Raw genomic sequence first — 17,846 nt, 5'->3', positions numbered from 1 at the left:
GGCCGGCGTCACAGCGAGCTCGCGTGCAGTCGGGCGAGGTCGGCGGCGCCGACGACCCCCGCGTCGTTGACGAGCTCCGCGATGCGGAACTCGGGCTCCGGGTGGTACCCCCGGGCGGGCAGGTTGTCGAGGTAGGCCTGGCGGATCGGGTCGAGCAGCAGGTCGCCGGCCTGCGCGACTCCGCCGCCGATCACGAAGAGCTGCGGGTCGAGGACCGCGCTGAGGCTGGCCGCCGCCTCGCCGAGCCAGTGGCCGAGCTGGCGGAGGGCCGCGAGGGCGCCGAGGTCGCCCGCCGCGATCAGCTCGGCGATCACGCCGCCGTCGAGCTCCCCGCCGTTCCGGGCGCGCGCGTCGGCGATCCCCTGGCCGATGCCGCCGGCGTCGGCCAGCTCGACGGCGAAGCGCTGCAGCGCGCGGCCGGAGCCGTACTGCTCGATGCAGCCGCGTGCGCCGCATCCGCAGGGCAGCCCACCGGGGACGACGCGCATGTGGCCGATCTCGGCCGCCGCGCCGAAGCCACCGCGGAGGAGCCGGTCGTTGATGACGATCGCGCCGCCGACGCCGGTGCCGATGGTGAGCATCACCATGTCGCTGACCAGCCGGCCCGCGCCGTAGCGGAACTCGGCCCAGCCGGCCGCGTTCGCGTCGTTCTCGATGATGATCGGCAGATCGATCCGCGCCGAGAGCTTCTCGCGGAAGGGCTCGTTGCGCCAGTTGATGTTGGGGGCGTAGTAGACGATCGACTGCGAGGCGTCGATGAAGCCGGCGGCGGCGACTCCGACGGCCGACACGTCGCCGGCGGGGAGCCCCTCGCGCAGGCGCGCCACCATCTCGACGACGACGTCGACGATGAGCTCGGGGTGGCCGGCGGGCGTCGGCTGGCGGTCCTCGCGGACGATGCCGCCGAACTCGTCGACGAGCGCTCCCGCGATCTTCGTGCCGCCGATGTCGATCCCGATCGCGTGCACGCGAACCGCCTCTCCCTCGCCTTCGGCGCCGCTGCGCCGCGGGTCCGCCCTGGAGCGGCGGCCACAACGAGTGTAGTGAACCGCTGAGAACCGACGTGCGGATCGTTACCCTGAGTGGATACACAGTCAGGTCGCTTCGATAAGCTGGACCCGACAATCATTCAGGTACCGAAGGAGTTGCCGTGGAGCAGTTCGATTCCCCCCTCGTCGTGGCGGCGGATCCGCAGGCCAACACGACGGCGCTGCTGCTCGACCGCGTGCGGGAGACGCCGGACCGCGTCCTCTTCGCCCTGCCGGAGGGCGGGGGCTGGCGGGACGTCACCGCGCGCGAGTTCCTCGACCAGGTCACGGCCCTGGCGAAGGGGCTCGTCGCCGCGGGCATCGAGCCCGGCGAGAAGATCGGCCTGATCTGCAAGACCCGCTACGAGTGGACGCTGATCGACTTCGCCGTCTGGTTCGCGGGAGCGATCCTCGTGCCGGTCTACGAGACCTCCTCCCCCGCGCAGGTGCAGTGGAACCTGACCGACTCCGGCGCGCACGCCGTCATCGTCGAGACGGCCGACCACTTCGCCAAGCTCGACGAGATCCGCGCCGATCTGCCCGACGTCCGCGTCGCCTGGCAGATCGGGCTCGGCGACCTCGACAAGCTCGCCGCCCGCGGGGTCGACGTTCCGGACGCCGAGATCGAGCGCCGCTGCTCGCTCGCGACCGGGTCGGACATCGCCACAATCATCTACACCTCCGGCTCGACGGGGCGGCCCAAGGGCTGCATCCTCCGGCACTCCAACTTCGTCGAGCTCAGCCGCAACTCCGCGGTCGCGCTGACGGAGCTGATCCACCAGCCGGGCGCCTCGACCCTGCTCTTCATCACGACGGCGCACGTCTTCGCGCGCTTCATCGCGATACTGTGCGTGCACGGCGGCGTGAAGGTGGGGCACCAGGCCGACACCAAGCAGCTGCTGCCCTCGCTCGGCTCGTTCAAGCCCACCTTCCTCCTCGCGGTGCCGCGCGTGTTCGAGAAGGTCTACAACTCCGCCGAGCAGAAGGCGGAGGCCGGCGGCAAGGGGAAGATCTTCCGCCGCGCGGCCGATGTCGCGGTCGCGCACTCGATCGCGGTCGAGGCGGGGTCGGTGCCGCTGGCGCTGAAGCTGCAGTTCCTGCTGTTCGACCGGCTCGTCTACTCGAAGCTGCGCGCGGCGATGGGCGGCGACGTCCGCTACGCGGTCTCCGGCTCCGCTCCGCTCGGCGACCGGCTGGGCCACTTCTTCCACAGCCTCGGGATCAAGATCCTCGAGGGCTACGGGCTCACCGAGACCACGGCGCCCGCGACCGTCAACCGGACCGAGCACTTCAAGATCGGCTCGGTCGGCCCGGCGATGCCCGGCTGCTCGATCCGCATCGCGGCCGACGGCGAGATCCAGGTCCGCGGCATCGACGTGTTCGGCGGCTACTGGAACAACGAGGAGGCGACCGCCGAGGCGTTCGACGGCGAGTGGTTCAAAACCGGCGACCTGGGCTCGCTCGACGAAGAGGGCTACCTCCGCGTCACCGGCCGCAAGAAGGAGATCATCGTCACGGCGGGTGGGAAGAACGTCGCTCCGGCCGCACTCGAGGATCCGATCCGCGCGAACCCGCTGGTCGGGCAGGTGGTCGTCGTCGGCGATCAGCGCCCGTTCATCGCAGCGCTGGTGACCCTCGACAGCGAGATGCTGCCGACGTGGCTCGCCAACAACGGTCAGGACGCGGCGCTCTCGCTCGAGGACGCGGCCGTGAACCCCGCGGTGCTCGCCGAGGTGCAGCGCGCCGTCGACGCGGCGAACGCCCGCGTCTCGCGCGCCGAGTCGATCCGCAAGTTCGTGATCCTGCCCACCGAGTTCACCGAGGCGAGCGGGCACCTGACGCCGAAGATGAGCATCAAGCGGAACGTCATCCTCGACGACTTCGCGGCGACGATCGGCAGCGTCTACAGCGCCGCCCCGGCGACCGAGGGCATCAGCCTGCGCTGACGCGTCCGGCCCCGGCGGATCTCGATACGCCCGCTCCGCGGCCTACTCGACCAGCATGATGCGCCAGCCGGCCAGCGCACGACGCCCGGAAGGCGATGGCCGAAGGCCGAGCCGCATCCGGGAAAGCGCGTCCAAGCGCTTTCCCGTCGGCGGACGCACGACGCTCCGCGGAACGCGCCCACCTCAGGAGGCCGACCGCGCCGAGCCGGGCAGGGACCGGCTCGGAAATGAACTCAGAACCAGCTGCTCTCGCGGACTTCCTTCATGGCGGCTCGCCGGTCCTCCTTGGAGAGGCGGTCGAGGTAGAGGCGGCCGTCGAGGTGGTCGCACTCGTGCTGGAGGGCCTGGGCCATCAGGCCGTCGCCCTCGAGGACGACCTCGTTGCCGTCGAGGTCGGTGCCGCGCACCTTCGCGTGCGGGTAGCGGACGGCGGGGTACCAGAGGTTGGGCACGGAGAGGCAGCCCTCGTCGACGGGCTCGGGCTCGCCGCTGAGCTCGATGATCTCGGGGTTGAGGACGTAGCCGACGACGCCGTCGACGTTGTAGCTGAACGCGCGGAGGTTGACGCCGATCTGCGGAGCGGCGACGCCGGCGCGCCCGGGGGTGCGCACACTGTCGACGAGGTCCTCGACCAGTCCGCGGATCCCGTCGTCGACGGTCTCGATCGGGTCCGACACGGTCTTCAGGACGGGGTCGCCGAAGATGCGGATCTGGCGTTCGGTCATGCGGTGCGCTCCCTCAGTGCCTCCTCGGCGGAGAGGAGGGCGTTCTCGACGACTTCGCTCGCCGCCGGGTGCGGCCAGTACTGGCTGCGGGCGAGACCGCGGATCCCGGCCCCCGCGCTGGCGGCCTGGACGAGCGGCTGAATGAGGATACTCGCCTGCGGGCCCATCAGGTGCGCGCCGAGCAACTCCCCGTCGAGTCCGACGACGAGGGTGCAGACGCTCGAGTCGTCCTCCATCGCCCAGCCGTAGGCGGTGGAGCCGAACTCCTGGGTGACGGCGACGACGTCGATGCCGCGCTCACCCGCCTCCTTCTCGGTGAGGCCGAAGTGCGCGATCTGCGGGTGCGCGAAGATCGCGCCGGGCACGGGCGCCAGCGTGTTGGAGAGCAGCTCCCCCGGGTGCAGCAGGTTGTGCGCGACGATCCGCGCCTCGTGGTTGGCGACGTGCTTGAGCTGCCACTCGGAGGAGACGTCGCCGAGCGCGAAGAGCCCCGGGACGATGCGGCCGCCGGAGAGGACCCGCTGCTCGTCGTCGACGACGACGCGGCCGTCCGGGTGCAGGTCGATGCCGACCGAGGCGGCGGCGATGGTGTCGCTGTTCGGGTCGCGGCCGGTGGCGACGAGGATCACGTCGGTCTCGACGCGGGAGCCGTCGTCGAAGGTCGTGACCAGCCCGCTCTCCGTCGCCTCGACGCTGTCGGCGGAGACACCGGTGCGCACGTCCCAGCGCTCGCGCGCCAGCGCGGTGAAGCCGCGGGCGATGCCCTCGTCGAGCGAGCGGAGCAGACGGTCGCCGCGGACCGCGACCGTCACCGCGGTGCCGAAGGCCGAGAAGATGTGGGCGAACTCGACGGCGACGGCGCCGCCGCCGAGCACGAGCATCCGCCCGGGCAGCTCGTCCATCCGCATGATCGAGTCGGAGTCGTGGATCCGCGGGTCGGGCTCGTAGGCGGCGAGGAGCGGGCGCGGCCGGGAGCCGGCGGCGACGACGACGAGCGGAGCGCTGATCCGCAGCCCGCTCGCACTGACCAGCACGTGCGGCTGCGTGCCGTCGCCGAGCGACTCGAAGCCGAAGCTCTCGCGGTGAACGGTGACGTTCTCCGACCGGTTCGCGCGGTAGTCGAGACCGCCCGCGCTGATCGAGTCGGTGCGGCCGAACACGCGGTCGCGGACCTCGGGCCAGCTGGGCCGAGGCACCGAGGCGTGCACGCCGATCCGGTCGCCCTGGTCGACATCGGTGACGACGTCGGCGACGTGGACGAACATTTTGGTCGGGATGCAGCCGGCGTTGAGGCAGGTGCCGCCGAACCACTCGCCGTCGTCGAGGATCGCGACGCGTGAGGCGGCCCATTCGGGCCCGACGATGGAGTTGCCGGAGCCCGCGCCGAGGACGATCAGGTCGTACTGGAGCGTCTCCTTGATCTGGAGCGTCGCCTCGGTCCGGGCGGTGCCGGAGCTCTGCGCGGCGTCAGGCACGACGGACCGGGATGCCCTCGACGACGAGCGCGGCGAGCACGCGCGCCGCCTCCTTGGTCGCGGGGCGCAGCTGCTCCCACTTCACGACCGAGCCGGCGGCGAGCACCGGGTCGTAGGGGATGCGGACGATGTCGCGAACGCGCGAGCGGAAGTGCGACTCGATCTCCTCGAGCTTGACCAGGCTCGTGCCCTGCGTCGCGGTGTTGAGCGCCACCACGGCGTTGCGGACGAGGTCGCCGTAGCCGTTCGCGTCCAGCCAGGTGAGGGTCTCGGACGCGAGGCGCGCCTCGTCGACGCTGCCGCCGGAGACGATGACGACGCTGTCCGCGCGCTGGAGCGTCGCGCGCATCACCGAGTGGACGATGCCGGTGCCGCAGTCGGTGAGCATGATCGAGTAGAAGCGCTCGACGAGGTCGGCGACGACGTTGTAGTCGTCCTCGTCGAAGGCCTCGGAGAGCTGCGGGTCGGTGTCGGAGGCGAGCACGTCGAGCCGGGTCTCGTCGCGCGAGACCATGGTCGAGAACTCGGTGAAGCCGGTCACTCCGGAGGCGCGGTTGACGACGTCGCGGACGGTGGCGCGGGTCTGCTTCGGCACGCGCTCGGCGAGGGTGCCGCGGTCGGGGTTGGCGTCGACCGCGATGATGCGGTCCTCGCGGGAGTCGGCGAGGGCCATGCCGAGCAGGGTCGTGACCGTGGTCTTGCCGACGCCGCCCTTGCGGGTCATCACCGGGACGAAGCGGGTGCCGCCCTCGAACGGGCGGCCGATCCGCTCGTCCATCGCCTTCCAGGCCTGGACCTTCGCCGAGTCGCCGAGGTTGACGGTGCGGAAGGTGAGGCCGTAGACGAAGCGGTTCCAGCCGCCGGTCGGCGCGGGCCGGGTCTTGCGGTTGACCTCGAGGAGGCGGTCGGAGGTGAGCATCGAGGCCGACTCGGGGCCGGAGGACGAGGGCTCGGTGGTCCCCGACTCGGCGCGCAGGCGGTCGCGCCGGGTGACGCCCCGGCCCGGCTCGCCCGAGTCCTCGGGCAGCACCGACACCTCGTCGCGCGGCGCGATGCCGGCGGAGACCGGTCGGACGGCGCCGGCCGCGGGGGCGGGCTCGCCGGGCACCGGGAGGCCGAGCCGGCCGACGTCGATCGAGTCGTCCTCGACCGGCGGCAGTGCGCTCGCGCGCCGCCGCGGCGCGGCGGGCTGCTCGAGGCGGATGCCGTCCGGGATGCGGGTCGGCGCCGTGTCGCTCGCGCGCGGAGCGTACTGCTCGGAGTCCCGCGCCGCGTCGAGCGCCGTCCGCGGAGTCGGGCCGGTGTCGAGATCGGGCTGGTCGTCGTTGCGCTCATCCATCCGAACGAGCCTCCTTCCGCTTGCGGTCAGTGTATCGGCGGCCTCAGCGGTGCAGCCCGGGCTGCGATCGCGGCCGGGGGCCTGCTAGGCGCCGGCGACGACGACGAGCAGGTCCCCCGCGTCCACCTGCTGGGTCGCCGGGACCGCGAGGCGCCGGACGACGCCCGCGATCGGGCTGGTGATCGCCGCCTCCATCTTCATTGCCTCGATCGTCGCGACCGCGGCGCCGGCCGCGACCTCGTCGCCCACGGCGACCTTGACGGTCACGACGCCGGCGAACGGCGCCGCGACGTGCCCCGGCTCCGCCCGGTCCGCCTTCTCGGCGCTCGTGCTCTCCACCGCGATCGTCGAGTCGCGGACGAAGACCGGCCGCAGCTGGCCGTTCAGCGTCGTCATCACGGTGCGCATGCCCTTGTCGTCGGCGTCGCCGATCGCCTCGAGGCCGACGAAGAGGCGGACGCCGCGCGCGATCTCGACGACGTGCTCCTCGCCCTGCCGCAGACCGTAGAGGTAGTCCGCGGTGTCGAGCGCGGAGACGTCGCCGTAGGTCTCGCGGACGTCGAGGAACTGCTTCGCCGGGCCGGGGAAGAGCAGCCGGTTGAGCGTCGCGCGCCGGGCGGCGGCGTCGTCGCCGGCGAGCGTCGCGGTGTCCTCCGCGGAGACCTCGGTCGTGCCGATCCGGACGTCGCGGCCCGCGAGCACCTTCGAGCGGAACGGCTCGGGCCAGCCGCCGGGGAGCTCCCCGAGCTCGCCGGCCATGAAGCCGACGACCGAGTCAGGGATGTCGTAGTTCTCCGGGTTCTCGGCGAAATCGGCCGGATCGGCGTCGACCGCCGCGAGGTGCAGCGCGAGGTCGCCGACCACCTTCGACGAGGGCGTGACCTTCGGCACCCGGCCGAGGATCCGGTCGGCCGCGGCGTAGAGGTCCTCGACGACCTCGAAGCGGTCGGCCAGGCCGAGCGCGATCGCCTGCTGGCGCAGGTTGGAGAGCTGCCCGCCCGGGATCTCGTGCCGGTAGACGCGCCCGGTCGGCCCGGGCAGCCCGGACTCGAAGGGGCGGTAGAGCCGGCGCACCGCCTCCCAGTAGGGCTCGAGATCGGACACCGCCTGCAGGCTCAGGCCGGTGTCGCGCGGCGTGTGCGCGAGCGCGGCGACGAGCGCCGAGAGCGAGGGCTGGCTCGTGGTGCCCGCCATCGGCGCGCTCGCGGCGTCCACCGCGTCGGCCCCGGCCTCGGCGGCCGCGAGCAGCGTCGCGAGCTGGCCGCCCGCGGTGTCGTGGGTGTGCACGTGCACCGGCAGGTCGAAGCGCTCGCGCAGCGCGCCGACGAGGCGCGCGGCGGCGTAGGGCCGCAGCAGTCCCGCCATGTCCTTGACAGCGAGCACGTGCGCGCCCGCGTCGACGATCTGCTCGGCGAGGCGGAGGTAGTAGTCGAGCGTGTAGAGGTCCTCGGCCGGATCGAGCAGGTCGCCGGTGTAGCAGACGGCCACCTCGGCGAGCGTCGTGCCGGTGGCGAGCACCGCGTCGATCGCGGGGCGCATCTGCGCGACGTCGTTGAGCGCGTCGAAGATGCGGAAGACGTCGACGCCGGTCGCCGCCGCCTCGCGGACGAAGGCGTCGGTCACCTCGGTCGGGTAGGGCGTGTAGCCGACGGTGTTCCGGCCGCGCAGCAGCATCTGGATCGCGACGTTCGGCAGCGCCTCGCGCAGCGCCGCGAGCCGGTCCCACGGGTCCTCGCCGAGGAAGCGCAGTGCGACGTCGTAGGTCGCTCCGCCCCAGGCCTCGACCGAGAGCAGCTCGGGCGTCGAGCGGGCGACCGCGGGCGCCATGGCGATCAGGTCGCGGGAGCGGACCCGGGTGGCCAGCAGCGACTGGTGCGCGTCGCGGAAGGTGGTGTCGGTGACCGCCAGCGCCGTCTGCGCGCGCAGGGCGGCGGCGAAGCCCCGCGGGCCGAGCTCGAGCAGGCGCTGACGCGAGCCGTCCGCGAGCGGCGCGGCGGTGTCGAGGGCGGGCAGCTTGTCGACGGGGGCGACCCCCGGCGGGCGGGCGCCGTGCGGCTGGTTGACCGTCACCTCCGCGAGCCAGGTGAGCAGCTTGGTGCCGCGGTCGCGCGACTCGCGGCCGGCCAGGAGCTGCGGGCGCTCGTCGATGAAGGAGGTGCTGAGATCGCCCGAGGCGAACGCCGGGTCGTCGAGCACGGCCTGCAGGAAGGGGATGTTGGTCGAGACACCGCGGATGCGGAACTCGGCCAGCGCCCGCTTCGCCCGGTTCACTGCGGCGGGGAAGTCGCGCCCGCGGCAGGTGAGCTTGGCGAGCATCGAGTCGAAGTGCGGGCTGATCTGCGCACCGGGGTTGATCGTGCCGCCGTCGAGACGGATGCCGCCGCCGCCCGGTGAGCGGTAGGTGGTGATCTTGCCGGTGTCGGGGCGGAAGCCGGCGGCCGGATCCTCGGTGGTGATCCGGCACTGCAGGGCGGCGCCGTGCAGCCGCAGCTCGCCCTGGGTGAGGCCGAGCTCGGCGAGCGTCTGGCCGAAGGCGATCCGCATCTGGCTCGCGACGAGATCGACGTCGGTCACCTCCTCCGTCACCGTGTGCTCGACCTGGATGCGCGGATTCATCTCGATGAAGACGTGCTCGCCCTTGCGCTCCCCCGCCGTGTCGAGGAGGAACTCGACGGTGCCGGCGTTCTCGTACCCGATGGAGCGCGCGAACGCGATCGCGTCCCGGTGCATCGCCTGCCGGGTCGCCTCGTCCAGGTTCGGCGCGGGGGCGATCTCGACCACCTTCTGGTGGCGACGCTGCACCGAGCAGTCGCGCTCGAACAGGTGCACGGTCTCGCCCGTGGCGTCGGCGAGGATCTGCACCTCGATGTGCCGCGGGCGGACGACGGCCTGCTCGAGGAACATCGTCGGGTCGCCGAAGGCGCTGTCGGCCTCGCGCATGGCCGCCTCGAGTGCCGCGCGCAGATCGCCCGGAGCGTCGACCCGCCGCATGCCCCGACCGCCGCCGCCCGCGACCGCCTTCGCGAAGATCGGGAAGCCGATCGCCTCGGCGCCGGCGAGCAGCTCGTCGAGGTCGCGCGAGGCGGGCGTCGAGCGCAGCACCGGCACGCCGGCCGCGGCGGCGTGCTCCTTGGCGGTGACCTTGTTGCCCGCCATCTCGAGCACGCGCGCGGGCGGTCCGATGAAGGCGATCCCCGCGTCGGCCGCGGCGCGCGCCAGATCGGGGTTCTCGGAGAGGAAGCCGTAGCCCGGGTAGATCGCGTCGGCACCGCACTCGACGGCGACCCGGACGATCTCGGCGACGTCGAGGTAGGCGCGGACCGGATGGCCCTTCTCGCCGATCTGGTACGCCTCGTCCGCCTTCAAGCGGTGCATCGAGTTGCGGTCCTCGTACGGGTAGACGGCGACGGTGCGCGCGCCCAGCTCGTAGGCGGCGCGGAAGGCCCGGATCGCGATCTCGCCGCGGTTGGCCACAAGGATCTTCGAGAACATGGGAGTCCTTCGGGTCAGCCGTCCGCAGCGACGCGGGAACCGATGTCGCGAGGGGGCACGCAGGGAACGGTTAGGTTCTCCCACCCTAGTGAAAGTAAAGTACTCAGCCATGCATGTACTCAGCGTGAGCTCGCTCAAGGGCGGCGTCGGCAAGACCACCGTGACGCTCGGCCTTGCTTCCGCGGCGTTCTCGAAGGGCCTGCGCACGCTGGTCGTCGACCTCGACCCGCAGTCCGACGTCTCGACCGGAATGGACATCAATGTCGCCGGTCATCTGAACATCGCCGACGTCCTCACGTCGCCGAAGGAGAAGATCGTCCGCTCGGCGATCGCTCCCTCCGGCTGGACCAAGGAGCGCCAGGGCACGATCGACGTCCTCATCGGCAGCCCCTCGGCCATCAACTTCGACGGGCCGCACCCGAGCATCCGCGACATCTGGAAGCTCGAGGAGGCGCTGGCCAGCGTCGAGGCCGACTACGACCTCGTCCTCATCGACTGCGCGCCGTCGCTGAACGCGCTGACCCGCACGGCGTGGGCCGCGAGCGACCGCGTCGCCGTCGTCACCGAGCCGGGCCTGTTCTCCGTCGCCGCCGCCGACCGCGCCCTGCGCGCGATCGAGGAGATCCGCCGCGGTCTCAGCCCGCGCCTGCAGCCGCTCGGCATCATCGTCAACCGGGCGCGCGTGCAGTCGCTCGAGCACCAGTTCCGGATCAAGGAGCTGCGCGACATGTTCGGCCCGCTCGTGCTGAGCCCGCAGCTGCCGGAGCGCACGTCCCTCCAGCAGGCGCAGGGTGCTGCGAAGCCCGTCCACGTGTGGCCGGGCGAGAGCGCGCAGGAGATGGCGCACAACTTCGACCTGCTGCTGGACCGCGTCATCCGCACGGGCCGCATCGGCGAGCAGGCGGTGCCGGCGGCGACGAGCTAGGCGGGGTCCCGCTGATCGAGTAGGCCGCGCAGCGGGCGTTCCGAGATCCGGCGGCGTCGGGACGCGGGTCTGCATGGTCGGCGTGTCGGCCACGGTGGGTCTCGATACGCCCCTTCCGGGGCTACTCGACCGGCAAGGGCGGCCGGTGGGGAGCGGCGGTCAGCCGACCTTTCGGGTGGCGCGGCGGCGGGCGAGCTCGTCGGCGGGGTCGACCGACTGGTGGTCGAGTTCGACGAGGCTCGACTCGACCTCGCGGAGGACCTTGCCGACGGCGATGCCGAAGACGCCCTGGCCGCGGCTGAGGAGGTCGATGACCTCGTCGTTCGAGGTGCAGAGGTAGACGCTCGCGCCGTCGCTCATCAGCGTGGTCTGCGCGAGGTCGTCGACGCCGGACTCGCGCAGCTGGTTGACCGCGGTGCGGATCTGCTGGAGGGAGATGCCGGTGTCGAGCAGGCGCTTGACGAGCTTGAGCACGAGGATGTCGCGGAAGCCGTAGAGGCGCTGGGTGCCGGAGCCGGAGGCGCCGCGCACGGTGGGCTCGACGAGCTCGGTGCGGGCCCAGTAGTCGAGCTGGCGGTAGGTGATACCGGCAGCGCGGGCGGCGACGGCGCCGCGGTAGCCCGCATCGGCGTCGAGGTCGGGCAGTCCGTCGGTGAAGAGGACGAGGTCGCGCTGGCCGCTGACGTCGCGGCTGACTTCTCTCATCCCTGTGCCTTCCGGATACGAACGCCGGTCGCTCCGAACGCGCTCCCTAAGCTACTCACCCGGGGATGCCGAGTAAACGACATCCGCTCTTCCGAGGGGGCGTGTCGTCGCAGCCGGTCGGCTTTCACGAGCGAGCGATCCGGGAGAGGGCGCTGCGCACCATCGCCCCGCGGATGGTGCCGAGCTGCGCGGCGAGGCCGATCGCGTTCTCGGCGGCTCCGGCCGCGCCGGTCGCCTCGCCGCGGCGGGCGCTCGACGCGACCACGCTCTCGATCAGCGACATCTCGCGCTCCACGGCGACGCGCAGGGGCCGGAGGTGGCGCGGCTCGATGCCCGAGCGGCCGAGCTCCACGAGCGCCTTGAGCGTCGTGACGGCCTCGTCGCCGAAGACGTCACCGCCGCGGACCAGCCCGGCGGCGACGGCCTCGCGCACCAGAGCGGGACTCGCTCCCGACTCGCTCGCCAGCCCGTCCCGGGTCAGCCTGGTGGCGGGAGCGAGGAGGGAGGGTGCCGCCCCGCCCGCGCCGGCCGGCAGCGAGGGCTCGCGACCGGCGTCGACGTCGTCGAGGTAGCCGCGGATCACCTTGAGCGGCAGGTAGTGGTCGCGCTGGAGCGCGAGGATCATCCGCAGTCGCTCGACGTCGCCGGAGGAGAACTTGCGGTAGCCCGACTCGGTGCGGGCGGGCGAGACGAGCCCCTGCTCCTCGAGGAAGCGCAGCTTCGACGGGGTGACGTCGGGGAACTCGGTCGTGAGGTGGGAGAGGACCTGGCCGATGCTGAGCAGCGCGGCGTGGCCGGACGGGAGGGCGCGAGCGGTCGAACGACCCATTGCCTACGCGTCCGGGGCGGCGACGAGGTCGGCGCGGGACGCGTAGAAGGTGAGGCGGAACTTGCCGACCTGCACCTCGGAGCCGTCGGTGAGGATCGCGGACTCGATCCGGACCCCGTCGAAGTAGGTGCCGTTGAGCGAGCCGAGGTCGCGGACCTCGAATCCGGTGCCGCGGCGGACGAACTCGGCGTGCCGGCGCGAGACCGTGACGTCGTCGAGGAAGATGCCGGCGTCGGGGTGGCGGCCGACCGTCGTCGAGTCGGTGTCGAGGAGGAAGCGGGCGCCGGTGTTCGGCCCCCGGCGGACGACGAGCAGGGCGGAGCCGGAGGGCAGAGCGCCGACGGCTTCGGCCTCATCGCGGGACGCCCGGTTGTCGAGCGCCGCCAGCTGAGCACCGATGTCGTCGGTGAAGGTGAGGGTCGTCTCCGTCGAGGGCTCGACGGGAACGGACGGTTCTGCGGATGACGCTCCGCGCACGGACTCGACCAAGACGTACCTCCTCGCTATCCCCTCAGCGTATCCGAATCGGAGGGCCCGCCGGACGCCGGAAACGCCGCGCGGACCTCCCGAACGAGGTCGCGGGTCTGCACGGCGTAGACCGCGCCGGCCCACCAGTAGAGGAACGCGCCCCAGAGCGCGAAGGCCCAGGCGACCGGGAGCGAGGCCGGCGCGACGGCGGGGAAGGCCTGCCCGAGCATGATCAGCGGCAGCGCGTAGAAGAGGCAGAACGTGGCGAACTTGCCCAGGTGGTGCACCGGAAGGGGGCCGTAGCCGTGGTTCGCGAGGATGACGGCGAGCACCACGAGCATCAGATCGCGCGCGACGAGGACGGCCACGAGCCACCACGGCACGAGCCCGCGGGCGGCGAGGCCGATCACCGTCGCGAAGATGTAGAGGCGGTCGGCGGCGGGATCGAGGACGGCGCCCAGGCGCGTGATCTGGTCGAAGCGCCGCGCGATCCAGCCGTCGAGGTAGTCGGTGAGGCTGGAGAGCACCAGGGTCAGCAGCGCGAGCGCGTCCTGGCCCTCGAGGACGAGCACGAGGAACACCGGCACGAGCGCGAGGCGCACCATGCTGAGGATGTTCGGGACCGTCCAGATCCGGTCCTCCGCGGCGCGCACCATGCGGCCAGCGTAGTCAGCGCCGGCGCGCGCTCAGCGCTTGTCCCGCCAGACCCGCTCGAACGGCAGGCGCCAGGCGTGCGGGGCGATCAGCTGGTGGATCGCGTTCGGCCCCCAGGATCCCGGCGCGTAGAGGCGCACCGGGGGCGGGTCCTGCAGGAGCGGCGCCGAGACCTCCCACAGCCGCTCGATGCCCTCGGCGGTGGTGAAGAGGGTGTGGTCGCCGCGCATCGCGTCGAGGATGAGGCGCTCGTAGGCCTCGAGGGCGTCGCCCGCGCGATCCGTCTCCTGCAGGGCGAACTGCATGCTCAGCTTGTCCAGCCGCATGCCGGGACCCGGGCGCTTGCCGTAGAACGACAGCGACACCTTGGAGGCGTCGGCCAGGTCGAAGGTGAGGTGGTCCGGGCCGTGCGCGCCGACGCCGGAGCCCTGCGGGAACATGCTCTTCGGGGGCTCGCGGAACGCGATGGAGATGATCCGCTGCCCCTCCGCCATCCGCTTGCCGGTGCGCAGGTAGAAGGGCACGCCGGCCCAGCGCCAGTTGTCGATCTCGCACTTGAGGGCGACGAAGGTGTCGGTCTCGGAGTCGGGCGCGACGCCCGGCTCCTCGCGGTAGCCGATGTACTGCCCGCGGACCACATTCTCGGGGTTCAGCAGCCGCATCGAGCGGAAGACCTTGTTCTTCTCCTCGCTGATCGCCTTCGGCTCGAGCGCCGTCGGCGGCTCCATCGCCATGAAGGCGAGGACCTGGAAGAGGTGGGTGACCACCATGTCCTTGTACGCGCCGGTCGCCTCGTAGAACTCGGCCCGGCGGTCGAGGGTCAGCTTCTCCGGGATGTCGATCTGCACGTGGTCGATGAAGTTGCGGTTCCAGATCGGCTCGAAGAGGCCGTTGGCGAAGCGGAAGGCGAGGATGTTCTGGGCCGGCTCCTTGCCGAGGAAGTGGTCGATCCGGAAGATCTGCTCCTCGTCGAAGGTCTCGTGCAGCTCGGCGTTGAGGACGACGGCGCTCTCGAGGTCGACGCCGAACGGCTTCTCCATGATGATGCGCGAGCGCTCGACGAGACCGGCCTCGGCGAGCATCCGGACCACCGAGAGCGCGGCGCGGGGCGGGACGCTGAGGTAGTGCAGGCGGCTGACGTCCGGGCCGAGCACCTTCTCGGCGTCGGTCACCGCCTTCGCGAGAGCCGCGGGGCCGGCGGACTGCGGGACGTAGCGGAGCTTGGAGGCGAACTCGTCCCACTGCGCGGGGGTGAGCGAGCGGCTGCCGAACTCGTCGTAGGCGAGCTTGGCGAAGGCGCGGAACGACTCGTCGTCGTGCTCCTCGAGCGAGGTGCCGACGATCTGCAGGTCGGGGGCGAGCGAGGACAGCGCCAGGTGGGCCATGCCGGGGATGAGCTTGCGCCGGGACAGGTCGCCCACGGCACCGAAGAGGACGACGACGTGCGGGGCGGCCTGCTCGGTCTGGACGGCGGGGGCGGGAGGTGCAGGGGTCACGGTCACTCCTCGATCATTCCATTCCGGCGCGTGACACCGGCGTCATCCGCCGGACACAGACCGCCGCTAAGGTCGGTCCGTGCCTCCGATCTCCGACGCGCCAGCCGCGACCGCAGCACCCGACTCCTCCGCCCCCTCTGCCGACGGAACCGTCGCGCCGCCGATGGACGACCGCATCCGCGGCGACGTGCACCTGCTCGGCGAGCTCCTCGGCCAGGTGCTGCGCGAGTCGGGCGACGACAGCCTGTTCACCGACGTCGAGCGGCTCCGCGCCCTCACGATCAGCGCCTACGACGGCGGGCACTCCGACGAGCTGGCCGCGGCCGAGGAGTTCGTCGCGTCGCTCACCGCCGAGCGCGCCGAGGAGGTGGCGCGGGCCTTCACCTGCTACTTCCACCTCGTGAACGTGGCGGAGGAGTTCCACCGCGTGCGGGTGCTCCGCCGCCGCGAGGCCGACGCCGGCGCGCAGCTGCCCGAGGACTCGATCATCGCGTCGATGTCGACGCTCACCGCGGAGCTGGGCGAGGAGGAGGCGTTCGAGCGCCTCTCGCGCCTGGAGTTCCGCCCGGTGCTCACCGCGCACCCCACCGAGGCGCGCCGCCGCGCGGTCTCGTCGACCATCCGCCGGATCAGCGCCCTGCTGGAGCAGCGCGACGACCCGCGCACCGGCGGCGTCGTGCTGGTCGAGAACCGCCGGCGCCTGCTCGCCGAGGTCGACACCCTCTGGCGCACGGCGCCGCTGCGCGAGTCGAAGCCGAGCCCGCTCGACGAGGTGCGGACCGCGATGAGCGTGTTCGACGAGTCGCTGTTCTCGGTGCTGCCGCGGGTCTACCGCCGGCTCGACGACGCGCTGCTCGGCGAGGCGTCCGGCACCCGGAAGCCCGTCGCACCCGCGTTCGTGCGGCTGGGCACCTGGATCGGCGGCGACCGCGACGGCAACCCGTTCGTCACCGCCGAGACGACCCTCGAGGCCGTCGACATCGCCTCCGAGCACGTCCTGATCGGGCTCGAGCGGGTGGCCCGCCGCGTCGGCCGCGCGCTGACGCTCGACGCGGAGACCACTCCCCCGTCGGCCGCCGTCGAGGCCCTCTGGGCCGCGAGCACGCGGCTCGCCCCGGAGGCGACCGCCGTGATCGCGGAGCGCTCGCCGAGCGAGACGCACCGGCGCGTGCTGCTCTTCCTGGCCGACCGGCTCGCGGCGACCCGCTCCGGCGGCCCACTCGCCTACGGCTCGGCCGCCGAGCTGCTCGCCGACCTGCGGACGCTGCAGGAGTCGCTGATCGAGGCCGGCGACGTGCGGTCGGCGTACGGCGATCTGCAGAACTTCCTCTGGCAGGTGGAGACCTTCGGCTTCCACCTCGCCGAGATCGAGGTGCGGCAGCACTCGAAGGTGCACCGCGAGACGATCGCGGCGGTCCGCGCCGGCGGCGAGCTGGACGAGCGCAGCGTCGAGGTCCTCTCGGTCTTCCGCGCGATCGCGAAGGTCCAGGAGCGCTTCGGCACCGACGCGGCCCGCCGCTACGTCGTGTCGTTCACCCAGTCCGCGGAGGACCTGCGCACCGTCTTCGATCTCGCCGAGGCGGCGACCGACGGGAACCCGCCGATCATCGACGCGGTCCCCCTCTTCGAGACCTTCGCCGACCTCGACGCGTCGACCGACATCCTCGCCGAGATGATCCTGCTGCCCCAGGTGCGCGCGCGCCTCGCGGCGACCGGGAACCGGCTCGAGGTCATGCTCGGCTACTCCGACTCGTCGAAGGACGTCGGTCCGGTGTCGGCGACCCTGGCGCTCTACGACGCGCAGGCGCGCATCGCGAAGTGGGCCGAGGACGAGGGCATCGTGCTCACGCTCTTCCACGGCCGCGGCGGCGCACTCGGTCGCGGCGGCGGACCGGCGAACCGCGCGGTGCTCGCGCAGCCGCCCGGATCGGTCGACGGGCGCTTCAAGCTGACGGAGCAGGGCGAGGTCATCTTCGCTCGCTACGGCAACCCGGACATCGCGACCCGGCACATCGAGCAGGTCGCCGGGGCGACGCTCCTGGCCTCCTCGCCGTCGATCGGCGAGCGCAACGCCGGCGCCGCGGACCGCTTCCGCGACGTCGCCGCGACGATGGACCGCGAGTCGCGCCGCCGCTTCTTCGAGCTGGTGAAGGCCGACGGCTTCGCGCCGTGGTTCGCCCGGGTCACGCCGCAGGAGGAGGTCGGCCTGCTCGCGCTCGGCTCGCGCCCGGCCCGCCGCGGCCTCTCGGTCGAGTCGCTCGAGGACCTGCGGGCGATCCCGTGGGTGTTCGCCTGGACCCAGGCGCGGGTGAACCTGACCGGCTGGTTCGGCCTGGGCAGCGCGCTGGAGGCGGTCGGCGACCTCGAGGAGCTGCGCGAGGCGTACGCCACCTGGCCGCTGTTCACGACGATGATCGACAACGTCGAGATGTCGCTCGCGAAGACCGACGAGGGCATCGCCCGCCGCTACCTCGCCCTCGACTCGCGCGACGACCTCGCCGGCCTCGTGCTGGACGAGATGGAGCTCACCCGCCGCTGGGTGCTCTCCATCACCGGTGAGGAGAGCCTCCTCACCGGGCACCGCGTGCTCGGGCGGGCCGTGCGGCTGCGCACGCCCTACGTCAACGCGCTGTCGCTGCTGCAGCTGCGAGCGCTGCGGGCGCTGCGCACCGACCCGGGCGGCTCCGGCACCGAGCAGAACCAGCGGCTGCTGCTGCTGGCCGTGAACGGCGTGGCCGCGGGCCTGCAGAACACGGGCTGATCA

13 protein-coding genes are annotated in these 17,846 nt (G+C 72.3%); 3 read left to right on the top strand and 10 right to left on the bottom strand.

The window, feature by feature from the left end:
• Positions 1-8: 8 nt before the first annotated feature.
• Positions 9-968, bottom strand: a complete 960-nt coding sequence (locus GSU72_RS07455) for an ROK family glucokinase (RefSeq protein WP_159984456.1) — start codon at positions 966-968, stop codon at positions 9-11.
• Between the two features lie 182 nt (positions 969-1,150).
• Here GSU72_RS07455 and GSU72_RS07450 point away from each other — a divergent pair, with 182 nt between their 5' ends.
• Positions 1,151-2,974: an AMP-dependent synthetase/ligase gene (locus GSU72_RS07450; protein WP_159984455.1), complete on the top strand. Its 1,824-nt coding sequence runs from the start codon at positions 1,151-1,153 to the stop codon at positions 2,972-2,974.
• Between the two features lie 233 nt (positions 2,975-3,207).
• On the opposite strand, the gene def is transcribed toward GSU72_RS07450, so the two are convergent.
• The 4 genes from def to GSU72_RS07430 form a co-directional block, all read right to left on the bottom strand.
• Positions 3,208-3,699: a peptide deformylase gene (gene def, locus GSU72_RS07445; RefSeq protein ID WP_159984454.1), complete on the bottom strand. Its 492-nt coding sequence runs from the start codon at positions 3,697-3,699 to the stop codon at positions 3,208-3,210.
• The gene (locus GSU72_RS07440) at positions 3,696-5,174 is read right to left on the bottom strand and encodes a mycothione reductase (protein WP_244256034.1); all 1,479 of its coding nucleotides are present in this window, start codon (positions 5,172-5,174) and stop codon (positions 3,696-3,698) included. The genes def and GSU72_RS07440 overlap by 4 nt, the downstream gene beginning before the upstream one ends.
• The gene (locus GSU72_RS07435) at positions 5,167-6,513 is read right to left on the bottom strand and encodes a MinD/ParA family protein (RefSeq protein WP_244256033.1); all 1,347 of its coding nucleotides are present in this window, start codon (positions 6,511-6,513) and stop codon (positions 5,167-5,169) included. The genes GSU72_RS07440 and GSU72_RS07435 overlap by 8 nt, the downstream gene beginning before the upstream one ends.
• 84 nt (positions 6,514-6,597) lie before the next feature.
• On the bottom strand, positions 6,598-10,005 hold the full coding sequence (locus GSU72_RS07430) for a pyruvate carboxylase (RefSeq protein WP_159984453.1): 3,408 nt from the start codon (positions 10,003-10,005) through the stop codon (positions 6,598-6,600).
• Between the two features lie 109 nt (positions 10,006-10,114).
• Here GSU72_RS07430 and GSU72_RS07425 point away from each other — a divergent pair, with 109 nt between their 5' ends.
• A complete protein-coding gene (locus GSU72_RS07425) occupies positions 10,115-10,930 on the top strand; it encodes a ParA family protein (protein ID WP_123446122.1) in 816 nt (271 codons plus the stop codon).
• 159 nt (positions 10,931-11,089) lie between these two features.
• On the opposite strand, the gene GSU72_RS07420 is transcribed toward GSU72_RS07425, so the two are convergent.
• The 5 genes from GSU72_RS07420 to zwf form a co-directional block, all read right to left on the bottom strand.
• Positions 11,090-11,635, bottom strand: coding sequence for a MerR family transcriptional regulator (locus GSU72_RS07420; protein ID WP_159984452.1), 546 nt, complete (start codon positions 11,633-11,635; stop codon positions 11,090-11,092).
• 124 nt (positions 11,636-11,759) lie between these two features.
• Entirely contained in the window at positions 11,760-12,464 is a 705-nt protein-coding gene (locus GSU72_RS07415; RefSeq protein ID WP_159984451.1) for a MerR family transcriptional regulator, read from the bottom strand.
• A gap of 3 nt (positions 12,465-12,467) precedes the next feature.
• Entirely contained in the window at positions 12,468-12,941 is a 474-nt protein-coding gene (locus tag GSU72_RS07410; RefSeq protein WP_159986715.1) for an FHA domain-containing protein, read from the bottom strand.
• A 26-nt stretch (positions 12,942-12,967) separates the two neighbouring features.
• Positions 12,968-13,588: a CDP-alcohol phosphatidyltransferase family protein gene (locus GSU72_RS07405; protein WP_159984450.1), complete on the bottom strand. Its 621-nt coding sequence runs from the start codon at positions 13,586-13,588 to the stop codon at positions 12,968-12,970.
• Between the two features lie 30 nt (positions 13,589-13,618).
• Positions 13,619-15,082, bottom strand: coding sequence for a glucose-6-phosphate dehydrogenase (zwf, locus tag GSU72_RS07400; RefSeq protein WP_159984449.1), 1,464 nt, complete (start codon positions 15,080-15,082; stop codon positions 13,619-13,621).
• Positions 15,083-15,245: 163 nt separating this feature from the next.
• Here zwf and GSU72_RS07395 point away from each other — a divergent pair, with 163 nt between their 5' ends.
• Positions 15,246-17,843 carry a phosphoenolpyruvate carboxylase gene (locus GSU72_RS07395; protein WP_159986714.1) on the top strand — a complete coding sequence of 866 codons (2,598 nt, stop codon included), beginning with the start codon at positions 15,246-15,248 and terminating at the stop codon, positions 17,841-17,843.
• Positions 17,844-17,846: the final 3 nt, after the last annotated feature.

It is taken from the genome of Rathayibacter sp. VKM Ac-2760 (assembly GCF_009834185.1).
Taxonomy (GTDB): domain Bacteria; phylum Actinomycetota; class Actinomycetes; order Actinomycetales; family Microbacteriaceae; genus Rathayibacter.
This window is presented reverse-complemented; position numbering and strand designations above follow the sequence as displayed.

Bases quoted from the DNA above. Each gene is read 5' to 3' on its own strand.
- def (WP_159984454.1), bottom strand. From the start codon at position 3,699: ATGACCGAACGCCAGATCCGCATCTTCGGCGACCCCGTCCTGAAGACC.
- GSU72_RS07435 (WP_244256033.1), bottom strand. From the start codon at position 6,513: ATGGATGAGCGCAACGACGACCAGCCCGATCTCGACACCGGCCCGACT.
- GSU72_RS07430 (WP_159984453.1), bottom strand. From the start codon at position 10,005: ATGTTCTCGAAGATCCTTGTGGCCAACCGCGGCGAGATCGCGATCCGG.
- GSU72_RS07425 (WP_123446122.1), top strand. From the start codon at position 10,115: ATGCATGTACTCAGCGTGAGCTCGCTCAAGGGCGGCGTCGGCAAGACC.
- GSU72_RS07420 (WP_159984452.1), bottom strand. From the start codon at position 11,635: ATGAGAGAAGTCAGCCGCGACGTCAGCGGCCAGCGCGACCTCGTCCTC.
- GSU72_RS07415 (WP_159984451.1), bottom strand. From the start codon at position 12,464: ATGGGTCGTTCGACCGCTCGCGCCCTCCCGTCCGGCCACGCCGCGCTG.
- GSU72_RS07405 (WP_159984450.1), bottom strand. From the start codon at position 13,588: ATGGTGCGCGCCGCGGAGGACCGGATCTGGACGGTCCCGAACATCCTC.
- GSU72_RS07395 (WP_159986714.1), top strand. From the start codon at position 15,246: ATGGACGACCGCATCCGCGGCGACGTGCACCTGCTCGGCGAGCTCCTC.